Below are 18,384 nucleotides of genomic sequence, written 5' to 3' on the forward strand. Positions count from 1 at the left end.
AGTACGGAAGCGGTCAGCAGACGGGTCAAGGAATGCCAGGCCAGCAGTACGGAAGCGGTCAACAGACGGACCCGGGAATGTCAGGCCATCAGATGGGTCAGGGAATGCCAAGTCAGCAATATGGAAGCCAGCAAATGGGCAGTGGCCAGCAGATGGGCCAGGGAATGATGCCGGGTCAGCTGTACGGAGGCCAGCAATACGGAAGCGGACAGCAGATGGGTCAGGGAATCATGCCAAGTCAGCAAATGGGCCAGGGAATGATGCCGGGCCAGCAGTATGGCGGCCAGCAATATGGCATGAGTCCACAAATGAGCCAGGGAATGATACCCGGCCAGCAGTATGGCGGCCAATATGAAACCGGTCGTCCTGACATGTACGGAGAAGATTCTCAAGACCACAGTTTTGAAACCTATTATGGAGACATGACCGATCACGAGTCATTCGGGGGCTACGAACCAGAACACGGGGAAGGGATGCAGGAACTGCCAAATCCATACTCAGAAGCGGATTACCGCGATGGCTCAATAGACAGCCAGGATCAAGATGAAGAATAAAGAATACAGAGACGGTTTCAAAAGAAAGCGACTCTTCTTGAGCAGTCTAACTGGAAAAGGACTGGATGTGATCAGTCACTATTTCGTAAAATACAATGTTTGCATTGTTGAAACCAAAGCTGGCGTTTATGTGCTAAAAGGGTTTTCCCGAAAAGATGAGTGCATGGAGCAGTTAAAGCTTTCCCAATGGTATTCTCAATACGATCATCCCATGATGGGGGTTTATACCACGTATCCAACGGGTAAAAACGTTCATTACTTTGATCACATGTATTGGGGGATTATGCCGTTTTATAAAGGTGATGAACTCGATCTGAACGATGAAAAAGATGTCAGGGACGGAATACATGCCATCCGAAAATTTCACGCACAAAGCGTCTATACATCAGACAGTTATCTTTCACTTCTTTCGAGCTATTCACTTATTGAAAAGTGGACGAAGCGATTTAATGCTTTTAAGCGGAATAGTAAAAAACATTCCATTTCTGCCGAGATGGATGAAGCCTTTCAAGAGATGATAGCCTGGGGGAAATGGTCATTAAGCCAGTTAAACCGAAAAGAACTCGAACGGATGGAACAGGAGGCGCGGGAAAAGGGGGAAGTTTGCCATGGTGATGTGGCTCCTCACAATTTTATGCGCAGAAGTGAAGACGACGTTATCTTAATTGATTATGACTTATTCTCCGTGGTTCCTCACGATTATGACATTCTTCAGTATGTGAACAGGGTCATGCCGTATTGGGACTGGGCGCCTTCCATTTTACAAAAGTGTGAGGATCCGGAGCTTGTGGCCTTGCTTAAAAAGAAATGGTTTTTAACCGCATTGGTTTTTCCGACCGATTTATACAGAGAGTGGAACCGGGCGTTTGAAGCGGGGAAGGAACAAATCAAAGAGATGACCATTTTTACAGAAGATGATCTTTCTTACCGGCGAAAGTTCATCAGGCGTATTCAGGAAGTAATCTCCAAAAAATCGTGATGCCAAAAATTATATGTCTTACCTTTATGTAACAGAGTAAAAAAAGCCTCCGACAGCCATTATAGTGGTGAAAGGAGGTTTTTTGCATTGAAACCAATACTAAGTGGATTAACGGTTCTTACATTGGCAGCAGGACTTGTGGGATGTAATACCAATAAAGGTGCACTTGACCGCAATGATAACGACGTGCGGCCGATCGGTTATTACAACAAGCAGGGTGACCGCGATGGGATGGACCGCAGCAAAGGTCCTGTAACCGATATGATGGATAACAACCGTACGGACAATAACGCGCCAAGGAATGTTGGATACGATCAAAACTATGATGGTGCCCTTGCCGAAAAGATCCGTGACCGTGTCAACCGTATGAACAATGTAGACGATGCTCATGTTATTTTGAATGATAACAACGTCATTGTCGGGATAGATACCAGCGAAAACAACAAAAAGGCCGTGGATCACAGGGTCTATAGAGAAGTAAAGAAACTGGTTCCCAATCGGGATGTTCGTGTAACAACGGATGATAACATCGTCAATCGAATCAAAAATGTAGATAATAATCTTCAAAACGGCAAGACCACGCGCGAAGTCAGCTCCGACGTTAAAGGCATTATGTCCGACATCGGAAAAGCTGGTACCGACTTAGGGAATGCAGTGAAACGTCCTTTCCAAAATAACCGCTAGAGAACAGATTTTTCTGTTCTCTTTTTTTTGTGGCTGTTTAAATGTTACTTTTGAAGAAATGTTCACACCTCTCTTTGGTGTTATTATCCCCGTTTAGACGGACTCTGTGATACAATACGGAGAGGAAACGTATGGTCGCTTTATACAGCGGCACAGCGCTCGTGTTGTTTAGAAGGAGAGAACATGATTGATTGAACACATAAACGGTAAAATTGTACATGTTTCAGCCGAATACACTGTGCTTGAAGTGAATGGTATCGGGTACCAGATTCTCTGTCCCAATCCATTTATATACAGGGTGGGGCAAACAGAAACCATATACACGTTCCAATATGTAAGGGAAGATGTGCTTGCTTTGTACGGTTTTAAAGCGCGCAAGGAACGTGATCTGTTTCTGAAACTGCTGAACGTGTCAGGAATCGGTCCAAAAGGGGCGCTTGCCATTATGGCTTTTGGCCAGCCTGAACAAGTCATCCGTGCCATTGAGGCCGAAGATGAAGCGTTCCTGGTTAAATTCCCCGGTGTAGGGAAAAAAACCGCACGACAGATGATATTGGACTTGAAAGGGAAGCTGTCGATTTTTACAGACGAACCGGCTGAAGGATTATTTGCGACTCCGGCGCCTGACCATTCAGATCAGCTGGATGAAGCGGTGGAAGCATTAACCGCATTGGGATATGCCAAAAAGGAGATCAACAAAGTGCTGCCTTCGCTTAAAAAGGAAGATCTGACTACGGATCAATACATTAGGAAAGCGCTGCAAAAGCTAGTGAATCATTAGGGGCGTGATCGCTTTGGACGATAGAATTGTATCTGGAGAAAGCTCGAAGGATGATTTTTTTGAACTGAGTTTACGTCCGGAATACCTGCATCAATACATAGGTCAGGAAAAAGTAAAAGAAAATTTGAATATCTTTATCCAGGCTGCCAAAATGAGAAATGAGGCACTCGACCATGTGCTTTTGTACGGTCCTCCAGGGCTTGGTAAAACGACCCTTGCCTCTATCATCGCGAGGGAAATGAATGTCAATTTCCGGTCCACGAGCGGTCCGGCGATTGAACGGCCTGGTGACCTTGCCGCCATTCTTACTGCGCTGGAGCCGGGAGATGTTTTATTCATTGATGAAATCCACCGTTTATCAAGGGCCATAGAAGAGGTGCTGTATTCGGCAATGGAAGACTTTTGTTTGGATATTGTCATCGGTAAGGGAGAGACAGCCCGGTCAGTCCGTTTGGATTTGCCTCCCTTTACACTTGTAGGAGCCACTACCCGTGCAGGATCGCTGTCATCACCGCTCAGGGACAGGTTTGGCGTTTTGGCCCGGCTTGAATTTTATACGGTTGAAGAATTAACAGAAATTGTAACCCGAACAAGCGGTGTTTTTAATATGAAGATTGATCTGCAGTCTGCGTCAGAGATTGCCCGGCGGTCAAGAGGAACGCCGAGAATAGCCAACCGGCTGTTCAAGCGTGTCCGTGATTTTGCCCAGGTGGACGGGACAGACACCATTACTTTGGGCCTGGCTGATAAATCGCTGGAGATGCTTCAGGTTGACCGTTTAGGATTGGACCATATTGACCATAAATTATTACAAGGGATCATCCATAAATATAAAGGCGGTCCTGTCGGTCTTGAAACCATATCTGCTACGATCGGGGAAGAATCGCATACGATTGAAGATGTGTATGAGCCCTATTTGCTGCAGATCGGTTTTATACAGCGTACGCCAAGAGGGAGAGTAGCCACAGCTCTTGCGTATGAGCATTTTAATTTGGAGGTGCCGCATCCTTAATGGGAATTTCCCGGTTGTTGATAATTATGGGAATCGTATTGATAGTGATTGGCAGCCTATGGACAATTGTCGGCAAACTGCCCGGCGATCTTGTATTTAAAAAAGGCAACACAACGTTTTATTTTCCGATTGTCACATCGATCATTGCCAGTATTGTTCTGTCTTTGATCATGTATGTGATCGGTCGTTTTAAATAAGGAGGTCCAAAAGACCTTCGAGTAATAGAAACAGGAGAAGAAAATGGATATTAATATGTTTGACTTTGACCTTCCGGAAGAGCTGATTGCGCAAACTCCGTTAAAGGACCGAACAGCATCCAGGCTGATGGTACTTGACCCGGCAACCGGGAAGGTAGAACACAATACATTTAAAAATATTATCGATTACTTAAACCCGGGCGACTGCCTGGTGTTGAACGACACAAAAGTTCTTCCGGCAAGGCTTTTGGGTGAAAAGGAAGATACAAAAGCCAAAATCGAGATCTTGCTGCTGAAAGAAACAGGAGATGACACGTGGGAGACACTCGTGAAGCCAGCCAAACGCGTAAAACCGGGAACGACCGTTGTTTTTGGGAATGGTCTGCTGAAAGCCGTATGCACCGGGGAGACAGACCAGGGTGGCCGAACCTTTAAATTTGAATACGAGGGTATTTTTTACGAAATTCTTGATGCGTTGGGTGAAATGCCTCTTCCACCTTACATTAAAGAACAGCTGGAAGAGCGAGACCGTTATCAGACCGTTTATGCCAAGCACCAGGGCTCTGCTGCCGCTCCGACCGCGGGATTACATTTTACGGAATCTCTTCTTGAAGATATTAAGAAAAAAGGTGTTCATGTCACTTTTATTACACTCCATGTAGGACTTGGGACATTCCGGCCGGTATCGGCAGAAAATATTGAAGAGCATGACATGCATGCCGAATTTTATCAGATCACAAAAGGTACAGCTGAACTGCTTAACCATGTGAAAAAGAACGGCGGACGGATTGTATCAGTTGGCACTACATCCACCCGGACACTTGAAACTGTTGCAGGTAAACATGATGAATTTTGTGAGGATTCCGGCTGGACCGATATTTTTATTTATCCCGGTTATACGTTTAAAGCGATTGACGGTATGATTACGAATTTTCATTTGCCAAAGTCCACGCTGATCATGCTGATTAGTGCGCTAGCCGGCCGTGAACATGTCCTGAAAGCTTACAAGGAAGCCGTAAATGAACGATATCGATTCTTCAGCTTTGGGGATGCTATGCTGATTCTAGAAGGAGAGAACAAACATGACAGCAGCCGTCCGGTATGAATTAATCAAAACGTGCAAGCAATCGGGAGCGAGGCTCGGTAAAGTCCATACGCCACATGGTGTGTTTGAAACACCGGTATTTATGCCGGTAGGGACACTGGCCACTGTAAAAACAATGAGCCCGGAAGAGTTGAAAGACCTTGGGGCCAACATTATTTTGAGTAATACGTATCATCTGTGGCTTCGTCCGGGTCATGAAATCGTCCGAGAAGCAGGTGGTCTTCATAAATTTATGAATTGGGACCGTTCGATTTTGACTGATTCAGGCGGGTTTCAGGTCTTCAGTTTAAGTGATTTAAGAAAAATTACGGAAGAGGGCGTTCATTTCAGAAACCATTTGAACGGTGAAAAGCTGTTTTTAAGCCCGGAAGGTGCAATGGAGATTCAAAATGCTCTAGGTTCGGATATCATGATGGCATTTGATGAATGTCCACCATATCCGGCAGAGTACGAGTATATGAAGTCGTCCGTTGAGCGGACAAGCCGCTGGGCCGAACGGTGTCTGAACGCCCATGAAAGGCCGCATGATCAGGGGTTGTTCGGAATTGTACAAGGTGGTGAATATGAAGATTTACGCCGTCAAAGTGCAGAAGATCTCGTATCCCTTGACTTTCCAGGATATGCTGTCGGGGGACTTTCCGTGGGTGAACCGAAAGACGTCATGAACCGGGTGCTGGAATTCACCACACCTTATTTGCCACGTAACAAACCAAGATATCTGATGGGTGTAGGTTCGCCGGACTCCCTTATTGATGGTGCAATCCGCGGGATTGACATGTTTGACTGTGTACTGCCAACACGCATCGCGAGAAACGGTACACTGATGACCAGTGAAGGAAGGCTGGTTGTCCGAAATGCAAAGTATGCCAAAGACTTCAGACCGCTTGATGAAAATTGCGATTGCTATACATGCCGAAATTACTCGCGCGCGTACATCCGGCATCTGGTCAAAAGCAATGAAACGTTTGGTTTTCGCCTTACGAGTTACCATAACCTTTATTTTTTGGTAAACTTAATGGAGCAGGTCAAGCAAGCGATCCGGGAAGACAGGCTGCTTGACTTCCGTGAAGAATTTTTCGAACAGTATGGCTTTAATAAACCGGATGCGAAAAACTTTTAAGGTTTAACTAATTGAAAGGGGTGAAATAAATGGGTAGCTTAGGTTCTTTATTACCAATCTTGCTAATGTTTGTCATCTTCTACTTTTTGCTGATCAGACCTCAGCAAAAAAGGCAAAAGGCTGTGCGAACTATGCAATCTGATCTGAAAAAAGGGGATCATGTTGTCACGATCGGCGGTCTTCACGGCACAATTGAAGTGCTGGAAGAAAACACGGTTGTCATCAAGTCCAAAGATGGTTCCGCATTGACGTTTGACCGCAATGCGATCCGTGAATCAAGAGAAGTATAATGAAAAGCAGAAGCGCCACCGCGTTTCTGCTTTTATTACGATTTGAACATTATTTATGACTGCCGACATTGACACCCATGATGGCTCCCAGCATACAAAGCAGCAAAAAGATACCGTGAAACAGGTATTGAGTGGAGGTGAACGTGGTTTGATAACCCAGATACTGAACCAAAAAAACGAATAAGGAAAAAAGAAGGGCGGTGCCTATACCGAGCATCATGCCTTTTTCTTTGCCTTTTTTTCCTGATAGAAAGCCACCGATAAACAGGGATAAAAAAGAAAGACCGGTGGTTACCCATTTCAAAGATACCTCTGTTAGAGACGTGAAGCGCAATAGAAGAGAAAGGATCAGACTGCTTATAATAATGGCAACCAATATGGCGGCAACTCCTTTTATCATTGCTGAAAACATATGCCTTGCATTCACCTGGATTCGTCCCCCTTTACATACAAGCCTTCCTTATAACCATATTCACTGTCCCAAAAAACAGAACCGGAAAAAAGACCATTATTTATTTCAATTACCAAAACCTACGCCTCATGTTCGCTCCCTGCCATGGTCAAACTAAGGTTGACTGAAAGAAGGGAGGGACTGCAATGGAATATTATACAATTGTGTTAAGGACCATTTTCGTCTACTTTATTTTAATTGGTGTGTTCCGCCTGATGGGAAAACGTGAAATCGGAAAATTGTCAGTTCTCGATTTTGTCGTGTCCATCATGATCGCTGAGCTTGCCGTTATCTCGATCGAAGACCCCAAAGTACCGATGCTTAAACATTTGATCGGAATCTTCGTACTGTTTCTTATACAAATTTTCCTTGCGTTCCTTTCTTTGAAGAGCAAAAAAGTGAGAGAAATAGTGGACGGTAAGCCTTCAATCATTATTGAGAACGGACACATAAACGAATCTGAAATGAAAAAGCAACGGTATAATTTTGATGATTTGCTTACCCAACTGAGAGAAAACAATGTGAGAAACGTGACAGACGTGGAATTCGGAATACTGGAATCTACAGGTAAACTTTCAGTGATTATAAAAGAGGACAGCGTGAAGACAGGTGATTCTGAAATTCCTTACAGTAACCTTCCTTTGGTATTTCCAGTGATTCTGGATGGGAAAATTCAGGAAGATCACTTGAAAAAATTGGATAAAACCTCCCTCTGGCTGCGTCAGGAATTGCGAAAAATGGGGTTTAGGGACACAAAGAAAATTACGCTTTGCACAATCAATAAAAACGGAACCTTATATGTGGACCAAAAAGACGAGTAAGCAGTCTCCCTTTTGGTAAGCTGCTTTTATACCCATCGCTTAATAATGGGCAACTGCCTGAGATCGTCTCTTTTTATGAGCCGAAAGAAAAACAGGGTTGTGAGGTAGAGAATTCCGGTAAGTAACAAACTGAAACAGATGCCAGGCACTTTTGAAAACTGTGGAAAGATATACGTATAAATAAAGTGGGAACCAAAACCAGTGATCAGGATCGACATTAAACCAAAGATAAAATCCTTTGCTTTTATAGAATAGCTGATGGCTTTTGCGACGCTTGCAAAATGAAGGAGCGTAACGACAACGATTCCCAGGACAATGGCCAGTGCGACTCCCATAATCCCGAACTCTGGTCGGGTGGCAAGTGCAAAGATGGCGGCAAGCTTGACGACAGAGCCAATGAGGCTGTTCATCATCGCAGCTCTGGCCAAATTCATGGCCTGCAGCACAGCCTGCAAGGGACCTTGAAAGTAAAGAAAGAAAAACAGTGGGGTCATCACCTTCAAATAGCTCGCCGAGGCCGGTGAATCATACATTAGATCCATAATGGGAACAGCATACACATACATCACCACAGCGGCTATGCCTCCGGACAGCATGGAAAGTCGCAAAGCCTGATTCAGCCGATGTTCAATCAGGCCATACTTCTTATTGGCGTTGGCTTCGCTGATCGCAGGAACAAGTGAAACGGATAACGAAAATGTGATAAATGTGGGCAAGAATAACAAGGGAATAACGTAACCGGCCAGTTCCCCATACTGCCTGGTGGCTGCGATTGCACTGACTCCGGCGATGGCGAGACTTTGTGCGACCACAATAGGTTCAAAAAAGTAAGAAACCGACCCGATCAGCTGGCTTCCGGTTGTAGGAAGGGCAATGCCAAGCAATTCTTTCAGCGTATCATGCCCGCTTTTCAACTGTTTGAAAAAGCCTTTTCGCACTTTCATGTTTTTTTTCAACTTAAACATGGAAAACATATAAAGGAGAGAAGCCAGTTCTCCGATAATTACGGAGATCATGGCTCCTGCTGCTGCAAATTCAACACCATAGGGTAGAAAAAAGCTGGTTAAAAGTGCAACAAGAGTAATCCGCACAATTTGTTCAATCACCTGTGAATAGGCGGAAGGACGCATGTTTTGCAGCCCCTGAAAATAGCCTCTCAGTACAGAAGATACGGCAATGATCGGAACCACGGGTGCAATTGCAATTAATGGATAAAAGGTTCTTTTGTCTGTAAAGAAATAGTGAGATAATATAGGAGCGGCTACCATCATGGCCGTTGTAAAGATAATGCTTAATACCCCTGTGATCGCAAGAGAGACGATCAGCACTTTTTTAATTTTCTTACGGTCTCCTTTTGCATCCGCTTCGGCAACCAGTTTGGAAATCGCAACCGGAAGGCCCATGCGTGTTAATGTAATGGCAAGCAGCATGGTCGGCACTGCCATCATATACAAACCAACGCCTTCCTGGCCCATGACCCGGGCCACCACAATGCGATTAATAAAACCAAGGATCCTTGTGATCAGTCCCGCCAGTATGAGAAGGAGAGTTCCCTGGATGAGTGTTTGTTTTGACATTTTTGGGCCCTACTTTCTTTTCAGAAATGAAATCGACCGTCTGGCATCTGTGTAACCCATTTATATGGAGAAAAGGGACAAAGCATGACAAGTAGTTTCGTTCAAAAAAGAGAAAAAACGAGGTGAAAAAACGGTGAATGCCACGTCGTTTGAAGAGTTACAAGATCAGGTAGAACCCGCGTTAAAAAGCAAAACCGAAGAATTTCACTTTCTTGGCTATGAGAGCGTCACAAGCGAAGAAATCTGGGATTGCGTCATACAAAAAGCGCAAAAGAAAAAAGTGGAAGTAAGGCTTCACGTTCTTGTAGGTTTGATTCTCAATTTATCGTTGACCGATTTTATGAATTGGCTGACGCTTGAAGCCTATAAAAGGGATGTAAAATAAGAGGCCATTGCATCGTGATGGTTTCTTTTTTTTCTGTGGGGCAGTTTTTCAGGAAAAATAGGGATTGTGTAAGTTTTTACAAAGTTCACCTTATGAAATTGACAGAAAAAAACATCAGTCGATATAATGGGGAAGGTTGGACTCATTTTACATAATGGCTTCATTTTGTTTGAAAAGCAGTGTAGCAGCATGAAGGAGGAAAGGGATAATGGTAAAAAAGAACAGGATTGCCACGTTTATTTTAATCCTGGCCGCTTTTGCGGTATTAATCGGTTTCACCACACCGCAAATCGTGAAAAATATTAAACTGGGTCTTGATCTCCAAGGCGGGTTTGAGGTTCTTTATCAGGTAAAACCGGCAAAAAAAGGCCAAAAGATTGATAATGATGTGTTAAAAAGTGCTGTACAGGCATTGGATCGCAGGGTGAACGTACTCGGTGTATCAGAACCAAATATCACCATCGAGGGTAAGGACAGAATCCGTGTCCAGCTCGCAGGGGTGAAGGATCAAAACAATGCCCGTAAGCTCCTTTCCACGAAAGCACAGCTGACGTTCCGCGATGTAAACGATAAAGTTTTGCTCGACGGTTCCGACCTTAAAGGCGGCGGTTCAAAAGTTACATATAACCAGCAAAACCAGCCGATTGTCCAGCTTACGCTGAAAGACGGAGACAAGTTTGGTGAAGTAACAAAAAAAGTGATGAATATGGGGCCTGGGCAAAATCAGCTGGTCATCTGGCTCGATTATGAAAAAGGCGATTCCTATAAAGCGGAAGCCGGGAAAAAAGACCCGAAATTCATTTCTGCTCCTTCTGTAAACAGCGTTCTTGACCAAAAACAGGTTGTCATTGAAGGGCGCTTTACACAGGAAGAGGCGCAAAATTTAGCGGATATTTTAAATGCCGGAGCACTTCCGGTTAAATTGAAAGAAGTATATTCCACTTCTGTGGGGGCGAAGTTTGGGGAACAGGCGCTGCATGATACAATCTATGCGGGCTTTATTGGAGTAGCTATCATTTTCCTTTTCATGCTCCTTTATTACCGGATCCCTGGTCTTGTTGCCGTAATTACCTTAAGCATATACATTTACTTGATCCTGCTTATTTTTGACTGGATGAATGGCGTCCTGACCCTGCCGGGTATTGCAGCACTGATCCTCGGAGTTGGAATGGCTGTAGATGCCAACATTATCACGTATGAACGGATCAAGGAAGAACTAAGAAGCGGCAAGTCGGTGATGAGTGCGTTTAAAGCCGGAAACCGCAGATCATTTACCACAATCTTTGATGCGAACATCACAACAATCCTGGCCGCAGGAGTGTTATTTGCCTATGGTACAAGTTCAGTTAAAGGGTTTGCATTGGTACTTATCATTTCAGTGCTTGCCAGCTTTATCACAGCCGTGTACGGCTCCCGGGTGTTCCTTGGACTGCTGGTTAAAAGCAGATGGCTTGATAAAAAGCCAGGGTACTTCGGCGTGAAGGAGAGTGAAATCAGTGAGCTTTAATTACGACTTTGTCAAACACCGTAAGATATTCTTTATTTTCTCTTCAATTATTACCGTGCTGGGAATCGTATCTCTTTTGGTCTTTGGCTTAAACCTGGGCATTGATTTTGAGAGCGGATCGAAGGCTGAAGTCCAGGCGAAGACGTCCATAAACGCAGAGGATCTTTCTGACACGCTGAACAGTGCGGGGCTGAAGCCTGAAGAGATTCCGGTGCTCGCAGGACAAAACAACCAGCGTGCGTCCATTGCATACAACAAAGTTTTATCAAAGGATGAAATTGCAAAGTTTAAAACAACAATAAAAGAAAAATATGGAACAGAACCGAGTGTGAGTACGGTATCTCCGGTGGTCGGCCGTGAATTGGCCAGAAATGCCTTGATTTCCGTGTTGATCGCTTCGGTGGGCATCATCATTTATGTCGGCATCCGTTTTGAGTTCCTGATGGCCCTCGCTGCCATTATTGCGTTGCTGCATGATGCCTTCATGATTATTGCGGTATTCAGCTTCCTTCGTTTGGAAGTGGACCTTACCTTTATTGCGGCGATACTGACCATTGTCGGTTATTCCATCAATGATACCATCGTTACGTTTGACCGAATCAGGGAGAACATGAAGAAGACGAGAATCAAGAACAAAGACGTTCTCGCCGGAGTGGTTCACGACAGCATCAAACAGACGCTTACCCGTTCTATCAACACAGTACTGACCGTATTGGTGGCAGCGGTGGCACTTTGGATCTTTGGAAGTGAATCCATCCGCAACTTCTCGATCGCTCTATTTATCGGTTTGATGTTCGGTATGTATTCTTCCATCTGTATCGCTTCACAGCTCTGGTTCGTTTGGAAGGCCAAACAATTAAAGAAACGAAACTTCAAGCCGGCAGACAGCCAGGCATAAAACAAACAATTTCATTATGGATTTCATTGTCACCTCTTAACCACTTTTGTATAATGAGAAGGTTAAGAGGTGATTTCATGTTACAGGCAAGAACGCGCTGGAACCTCCTGCCCGTTCCTGAAGAGCAGGCTTCTGCCTTATCTTCTGCATTAAAAATACCGGAACTGGTGGCAAAGCTGCTGGTTTCAAGAGGGATGGAGACCGTGGAAAGTGCAGAGCGCTTTTTATACAGCGGCCCGCAAGCATTTTATGACCCATTCATGCTGGATGGAATGAATGAAACAGTAAACAGGATTAAAACGGCCATAGAGCAAAATGAAAAGATTTTGATCTTTGGTGATTATGATGCGGATGGTGTCAGCAGCACATCTGTAATGGTATATACATTAAAGGCATTGGGAGCCGATTTTGAATTTTACATACCCAACCGTTTTACAGAAGGATACGGACCGAATGAGCCTGCCCTCAGATGGGCGAGGGAGCAAGGTTTTAACCTTGTCATTACAGTGGATACAGGAATTTCGGCTGTTCACGAAGCGGAGGTCGCTAAAGAGATTGGTCTTGATTTTATCGTAACGGATCATCATGAACCGCCTCCTGTTCTTCCGGGTGCATACAGTATTGTTAATCCTAAAAAACCGGGCTGCCCATACCCGTTTAAAGGTTTGGCAGGCGTCGGCGTGGCATTTAAGGTTTCCCATGCACTTCTTGGAGAAGCACCGCTGCACCTGCTTGACATCGCCTGTATTGGCACAATTGCCGATCTGGTGCCATTAGTGGACGAGAACCGGATCATTGCCAGGGAAGGTATTAAAGCACTGGAGAGAACCACCAAAAAAGGATTAAGAGCGCTGCTTGAAGTGGCCGGATTAAAGGATACGGTTTTAAACGCAGAACATGTCGGTTTTGCGATCGGGCCCAGGGTAAATGCCGCCGGCCGGCTGGATTCCGCTGTTCCTGCAGTTGAGCTTTTTACAACAGAGGACGAAGAAGCGGCAAAGATGCTCGCATCAGAAATCGATCAATTAAACAAAACCCGCCAGTCGATCGTTTCCGAAATTACGAAAGAAGCTGTTGAGGAAGTGGAACAGAACTTCCCTCCGGAGGATAATGCGGTTCTTGTGATCGCTAAAGAAGGCTGGAACCCGGGAGTCATCGGCATCGTGGCTTCACGTTTAGTGGAGAAATTTTATCGTCCGACGATCGTGCTAAGCATTGATTCAGAAAAAGGCCTGGCCAAAGGATCAGCAAGGAGCATTGAGGGCTTTGATATGTTCGAGAATCTGTCACTGAGCCGGGATATCCTTCCTCATTTTGGAGGGCATCCAATGGCCGCTGGTATGACGCTTGCAGCAAGTGATCTGGACGAATTGAGAAGCCGACTGAACCGCCAGGGCCGGGAGCAGCTGACAGAAGAAGATTTTAAACCGGTGACGGCCATTGATCTTGAATGTTCTCTGGATGAAGTTACCATTGAAACGATCGAGCAGATGAACAAGCTTGCGCCGTTTGGGGTCAATAATCCGACACCGCGGGTCTTGATTCCCGATGTGAACATCAGTGAAATTAAAAAGATTGGCAGCCAGTCCAATCACCTGAAAATCCAATTCTCAGATGGGAAGCATAAGCTTGATGCCATCGGATTTCACAAAGGTGAATTGATGGATGAGCTGAGCTATCATTCTCCGGTATCAGCTGTCGGAGAACTGTCCATTAATGAGTGGAACGGTTACCGAAAACCGCAGCTGATGCTCAGTGATCTTGCTGTGAGGGAATGGCAGCTGTTCGATCTCAGAGGAATAAGAGATGCACAAAAAAAATTGTTCTCTCTTCCCGAAAGCAAAGTGCTGATTATTGCGTTTGAAGAAGAGACAATGAAACACCCGGCGTTTTCGGAGCTTCAGGAGAGGATTTACCTTTATCCCAAACAAAAGGATCAAATGGATTTTGCCGGTAAATATGTTGTTTTTCTTGATGTGCCAAAAACAAGAGAAGAATTTTTTTATCTTCTTGAAAGCAATCCGGAGCCTGAACGAACCTATGTTATTTTTCATCAGGAAAATGACCAGTTCTTTTCATCTGTTCCGACGAGAGAGCAGTTCCGATGGTTTTATGCATTTTTAACTAAACGGAAGTTATTTGATGCCGCGCGACACGGGGAAGAGCTGGCCAGGCTCAAGGGATGGTCAAAAGAAGCCGTGCCTTTTATGTCAAAAGTGTTTTTTGAGCTGGACTTTGTTACAATAGAAAATGGTGTTATTACGATCAAGGATCGGCCTGAGAAAAAAGACTTGAAGCATTCAACTACATATAGGAATAAACTGGAGCAGGCTGCAATTGAAAACCAGCTCGTCTATTCTTCCTATCAGGAATTGAAAAACTGCTTCCATCAGTCAAGGAAAACCCATCAGGCATAGATACAGGAGGAAAAAAGAAAATGGACTACAAAAAATATATATCCGTGGTGGAAGATTTTCCGCTTGAAGGTATTCGATTCAAAGATATTACAACCCTGATGCAGGATGGCGAAGTGTATGCCAAAGCAGTGGATGATATCGCAGAATACGCAAAGGATCGAAATATAGATGTCATTGTGGGTCCTGAAGCAAGGGGCTTTATTGTTGGCTGCCCGGTTGCTTATAGATTGGGGCTTGGCTTTGTGCCGGTTCGAAAAGATGGAAAATTGCCGCGTGAAGTGGTAAAAGTAAGTTATGGACTTGAATATGGCAAGGATGTGCTTACCATACACAAAGATGCCATTAAGCCCGGCCAAAGAGTATTGATTACGGACGACCTTCTGGCAACAGGTGGCACAATTGGTGCGACTATTGAATTGGTAGAGCAGCTTGGCGGTGTTGTTGCCGGCATTGCATTCATGATCGAACTTACGTATTTGGATGGACGCGAAAAGCTATCTGGCTATGATATCTTTACGTTAACGCAATATTAAGATAGAAAGGGTGCTCTCTGTAATGGAGTACTCTTTCTTTTTCATATAGAATTGTAAATAAAGGAAATTCGACATTTTTCGTTTTTTACTTTACAGCTTCACGTTTTTTCAAGATAATAGAAGCACTATACAATTTTGACGTTAGGTGATTTTCATGACGATAGAAGAAGTATTAAAAAATGCAGAAAGCTATCTTTCCCAGGAAGATATTGAATTCTTGCGAAAAGCTTACGAATATGCAAAGGATGCACACGAAGGCCAATTCCGCAAGTCGGGAGAGCCGTACATTCAGCATCCAGTTGAAGTGGCTGGTATTCTGGTCGATCTTCAAATGGACCCAGTCACAGTGGCTGCGGGTTTTCTTCATGATGTGGTGGAAGATACACCTATTACGCTGAAGGATATCAGCGACCGGTTTAATGAAGAAGTAGCCATGCTTGTTGATGGAGTCACCAAGCTGAAGAAAATCAAGTTTAAGTCAAAAGAAGAACAGCAAGCCGAAAATCACCGAAAAATGTTCGTAGCAATGGCCCAGGATATTCGCTGTATTTTGATTAAACTAGCAGACCGCCTGCACAATATGCGCACATTGAAGCATATGCCAAAAGAGAAACAGATTCAAAAAGCAAATGAAACCCTTGAAATTTTTGCGCCCCTGGCCCACAGGCTTGGTATCTCTACCATTAAGTGGGAGCTTGAAGATGTTTCATTGCGGTATCTGAATCCACAGCAGTATTACAGGATTGTAAACCTGATGAAGCAAAAGAGAGCGGAACGTGAGCAATATGTCGAAGAAGTGATGAGTGAGATCAACAGCCGTTTGTCAGAAGTGCAGATCAAAGCTGACATTTCAGGACGGCCAAAGCACATCTACAGCATTTACAGAAAAATGGTCAAGCAGAACAAACAGTTTAATGAAATCTACGATCTGCTTGCTGTTAGGGTAATTGTACACAACATCAAAGACTGCTATGCAGCTTTGGGTATCATCCATACGGCATGGAAGCCTATGCCCGGGCGTTTCAAAGATTATATTGCGATGCCAAAAGCCAATATGTATCAATCTCTTCATACAACGGTTATCGGTCCAAAAGGCGATCCGCTTGAAGTGCAAATCCGTACCAGTGAAATGCATCGTGTGGCAGAATACGGGATTGCCGCCCACTGGGCATACAAGGAAGGCTCCAAGAAAGCCCCGGTTAACACGTTTGAAAATAAGTTAACCTGGTTCCGCGAAATTTTGGAGTGGCAGAATGATGTGGCAGATGCGGAAGAGTTCATGGAATCACTGAAAGTGGATCTATTCTCGGATATGGTGTTTGTCTTTACTCCAAAAGGGGATGTAATTGAGCTTCCTGCAGGCTCCGTGCCGCTGGACTTTGCCTACCGGATCCATACAGAGATCGGAAACCGGTGTATAGGTGCGAAGGTCAACGGAAAAATGGTGACGCTTGATTACAAGCTGAAGACCGGCGACATTATTGAGATCATGACGAGTAAGCATTCCTACGGACCAAGTCAGGACTGGCTCAAGATTACGCAAAGCTCACACGCGAAAAATAAGATCCGGCAGTTTTTCAAACGGGAACGCCGGGAGGAGAACGTAGCCAAAGGCAAGGAATTGATAGAGAAGGAAGTTATTGGCCGCGGATTTGACCTTAAAGATGTTTTTACACAAGAAAACATTCAAACGGTTATCAGAAAGTACAATTTTTCGAACGAGGAAGATATGTATGCCGCTGTCGGATACAACGGTATAACTGGAGCCCAAATTGCAACAAGACTGACTGATAAGCTTCGCCGGAAAAAAGATCAGGAACAGGAAAACAAGCAGCTTCTTGATGTGATTTCGGAATCCAAAAGTCTGCCGGCAGCCAAGAAAACCGACTCAGGCATTGTTGTTAAAGGCATTGACAACCTTCTGATCCGTCTTTCCAAATGCTGTAATCCTGTGCCGGGGGACGAAATTGTAGGCTATATTACAAAAGGCAGGGGTGTTTCCGTACATCGCATGGATTGTGTGAATGTAACGACCGGAGATGCTCAGGTCAGACTGCTGCCAGTAGAATGGGAAGGCAGCATTGAAAAACCGAAAAACTATAATGTGGATATTGAAATCAACGGGTTTGACCGCCGGGGTCTCCTGAACGAGGTCCTTCATGCTGTAGGCGAAACAAAAACCAATATTACTGCTGTTTCGGGAAGATCCGACAGAAACAAGATGGCGACGATCAGTATGTCCATTTCCATACAGAATGTGAACCATCTGCAAAAGGTAGTCGAACGGATCAAACAAATTCCTGATATATACGCGGTACGCCGTGTCATGCAATAAAGAAACAAAGGAGAGCGACATGCGAATAGTTTTACAGCGGGTAACAGAGGCTTCTGTTACCGTAGACGAAAAAGTCGTGGGCCAAATTGGCCACGGCTTGTTGCTCCTTGTCGGAGTAACGCATGGAGACACAGAAAAGGATGCGGAATTTCTTGCTGAAAAAGCGGCCAATCTTCGGATTTTTGAAGATGAACAGCAAAAAATGAATCTCTCGTTGCTCGATGTCGGGGGATCTATTTTATCCGTTTCGCAATTTACCTTGTACGGTGACTGCAAAAAGGGAAGGCGGCCCAACTTTATGAATGCGGCCAAACCCGACCAAGCCAGAACGCTGTATGAGACGTTTAACGGAATGCTCAAGGAAAAAGGCATTACGGTTGAAACCGGCATTTTTGGGGCTATGATGGACGTGGCGTTTACGAACAGCGGCCCTGTCACCCTGATCCTCGACAGCGTGGAATAAAACTTATAAAACCTTCACCTTTTGGAAAAGCTAAAAAAAAGGTGAAAGGAAGATTTGGATGCGCAACGGAGAAAAAGGAGAACATGTACATGCCCCTGTGAATCAACTGATGGGCATTGAATTTCATGATTTTATCCAAAAGGAAGCTTCATCAAGCAATATGGAACTGGCCGAGGAATTTGGAGTTCCGCTTCGCAGCGTGATCAGCCTGCGCAAGAAGATGAGGCGATAGCCATTTTTGAAAAAATTTCGGAAAAAAATATTGACATTGTTCT

At 44.6% G+C, this 18,384-nt stretch carries 17 protein-coding genes and 2 pseudogenes; 17 read left to right on the forward strand and 2 right to left on the reverse strand.

The genetic code is table 11. The features are described from left to right. From DMO16_RS00630 to yajC, 9 genes and pseudogenes are all read left to right on the forward strand, one after another. Positions 1–554, forward strand: a pseudogene (locus tag DMO16_RS00630) (hypothetical protein); the annotation flags it as partial. Then, on the forward strand, positions 544–1,533 hold the full coding sequence (locus tag DMO16_RS00635; protein ID WP_129474751.1) for a phosphotransferase: 990 nt from the start codon (positions 544–546) through the stop codon (positions 1,531–1,533). The pseudogene DMO16_RS00630 and the gene DMO16_RS00635, both read left to right, overlap by 11 nt. Positions 1,534–1,620: 87 nt before the next feature. Continuing rightward, entirely contained in the window at positions 1,621–2,217 is a 597-nt protein-coding gene (locus DMO16_RS00640) for a YhcN/YlaJ family sporulation lipoprotein (protein WP_061972627.1), read from the forward strand. Positions 2,218–2,404: 187 nt separating this feature from the next. Next, positions 2,405–2,998, forward strand: coding sequence for a Holliday junction branch migration protein RuvA (gene ruvA / locus DMO16_RS00645; RefSeq protein WP_061972628.1), 594 nt, complete (start codon positions 2,405–2,407; stop codon positions 2,996–2,998). A 13-nt stretch (positions 2,999–3,011) separates the two neighbouring features. Beyond that, positions 3,012–4,010, forward strand: a complete 999-nt coding sequence (gene ruvB, locus DMO16_RS00650) for a Holliday junction branch migration DNA helicase RuvB (protein ID WP_061972629.1) — start codon at positions 3,012–3,014, stop codon at positions 4,008–4,010. Further along, positions 4,010–4,207, forward strand: coding sequence for a DUF2905 domain-containing protein (locus DMO16_RS00655; protein WP_061972630.1), 198 nt, complete (start codon positions 4,010–4,012; stop codon positions 4,205–4,207). Before ruvB ends, DMO16_RS00655 begins: the two co-directional genes overlap by 1 nt. 43 nt (positions 4,208–4,250) lie before the next feature. After that, positions 4,251–5,312 carry a tRNA preQ1(34) S-adenosylmethionine ribosyltransferase-isomerase QueA gene (gene queA, locus DMO16_RS00660; RefSeq protein WP_061972631.1) on the forward strand — a complete coding sequence of 354 codons (1,062 nt, stop codon included), beginning with the start codon at positions 4,251–4,253 and terminating at the stop codon, positions 5,310–5,312. Then, a complete protein-coding gene (tgt, locus tag DMO16_RS00665; RefSeq protein ID WP_129474753.1) occupies positions 5,290–6,432 on the forward strand; it encodes a tRNA guanosine(34) transglycosylase Tgt in 1,143 nt (380 codons plus the stop codon). The genes queA and tgt overlap by 23 nt, the downstream gene beginning before the upstream one ends. Before the next feature lie 29 nt (positions 6,433–6,461). Next, positions 6,462–6,722, forward strand: a complete 261-nt coding sequence (gene yajC / locus DMO16_RS00670) for a preprotein translocase subunit YajC (protein WP_061972633.1) — start codon at positions 6,462–6,464, stop codon at positions 6,720–6,722. A 49-nt stretch (positions 6,723–6,771) separates the two neighbouring features. Here the strand turns inward: yajC and DMO16_RS00675 are convergent, their stop codons facing one another. After that, positions 6,772–7,149: a TIGR04086 family membrane protein gene (locus tag DMO16_RS00675; protein ID WP_338082335.1), complete on the reverse strand. Its 378-nt coding sequence runs from the start codon at positions 7,147–7,149 to the stop codon at positions 6,772–6,774. 170 nt (positions 7,150–7,319) lie between these two features. Between DMO16_RS00675 and DMO16_RS00680 the strand changes: the two genes are divergently transcribed. Next, positions 7,320–7,994, forward strand: a complete 675-nt coding sequence (locus DMO16_RS00680; protein WP_129474755.1) for a DUF421 domain-containing protein — start codon at positions 7,320–7,322, stop codon at positions 7,992–7,994. Positions 7,995–8,020: 26 nt separating this feature from the next. Here DMO16_RS00680 and spoVB read toward each other — a convergent pair whose 3' ends face one another. Then, positions 8,021–9,571, reverse strand: coding sequence for a stage V sporulation protein B (gene spoVB, locus DMO16_RS00685; protein WP_129474758.1), 1,551 nt, complete (start codon positions 9,569–9,571; stop codon positions 8,021–8,023). Between the two features lie 133 nt (positions 9,572–9,704). Here spoVB and DMO16_RS00690 point away from each other — a divergent pair, with 133 nt between their 5' ends. From DMO16_RS00690 to DMO16_RS00720, 7 genes and pseudogenes are all read left to right on the forward strand, one after another. Continuing rightward, on the forward strand, positions 9,705–9,956 hold the full coding sequence (locus tag DMO16_RS00690; protein ID WP_061972636.1) for a post-transcriptional regulator: 252 nt from the start codon (positions 9,705–9,707) through the stop codon (positions 9,954–9,956). Positions 9,957–10,164: 208 nt separating this feature from the next. Continuing rightward, positions 10,165–12,361: pseudogene (secDF, locus tag DMO16_RS00695) on the forward strand (protein translocase subunit SecDF). 77 nt (positions 12,362–12,438) lie between these two features. Next, positions 12,439–14,778, forward strand: a complete 2,340-nt coding sequence (gene recJ / locus DMO16_RS00700; protein WP_129474761.1) for a single-stranded-DNA-specific exonuclease RecJ — start codon at positions 12,439–12,441, stop codon at positions 14,776–14,778. A gap of 20 nt (positions 14,779–14,798) precedes the next feature. Next, on the forward strand, positions 14,799–15,311 hold the full coding sequence (locus DMO16_RS00705; protein ID WP_129474763.1) for an adenine phosphoribosyltransferase: 513 nt from the start codon (positions 14,799–14,801) through the stop codon (positions 15,309–15,311). 154 nt (positions 15,312–15,465) lie between these two features. After that, positions 15,466–17,646, forward strand: coding sequence for a RelA/SpoT family protein (locus DMO16_RS00710; RefSeq protein WP_129474765.1), 2,181 nt, complete (start codon positions 15,466–15,468; stop codon positions 17,644–17,646). A gap of 19 nt (positions 17,647–17,665) precedes the next feature. Further along, the gene (gene dtd, locus DMO16_RS00715; RefSeq protein WP_129474767.1) at positions 17,666–18,109 is read left to right on the forward strand and encodes a D-aminoacyl-tRNA deacylase; all 444 of its coding nucleotides are present in this window, start codon (positions 17,666–17,668) and stop codon (positions 18,107–18,109) included. Between the two features lie 58 nt (positions 18,110–18,167). After that, positions 18,168–18,341, forward strand: coding sequence for a hypothetical protein (locus DMO16_RS00720; protein ID WP_061972646.1), 174 nt, complete (start codon positions 18,168–18,170; stop codon positions 18,339–18,341). The last annotated feature ends 43 nt before the right edge of the window (positions 18,342–18,384 follow it).

This window comes from Fictibacillus sp. S7, from assembly GCF_004127935.1.
Classification (GTDB): domain Bacteria; phylum Bacillota; class Bacilli; order Bacillales; family Fictibacillaceae; genus Fictibacillus_C; species Fictibacillus_C enclensis.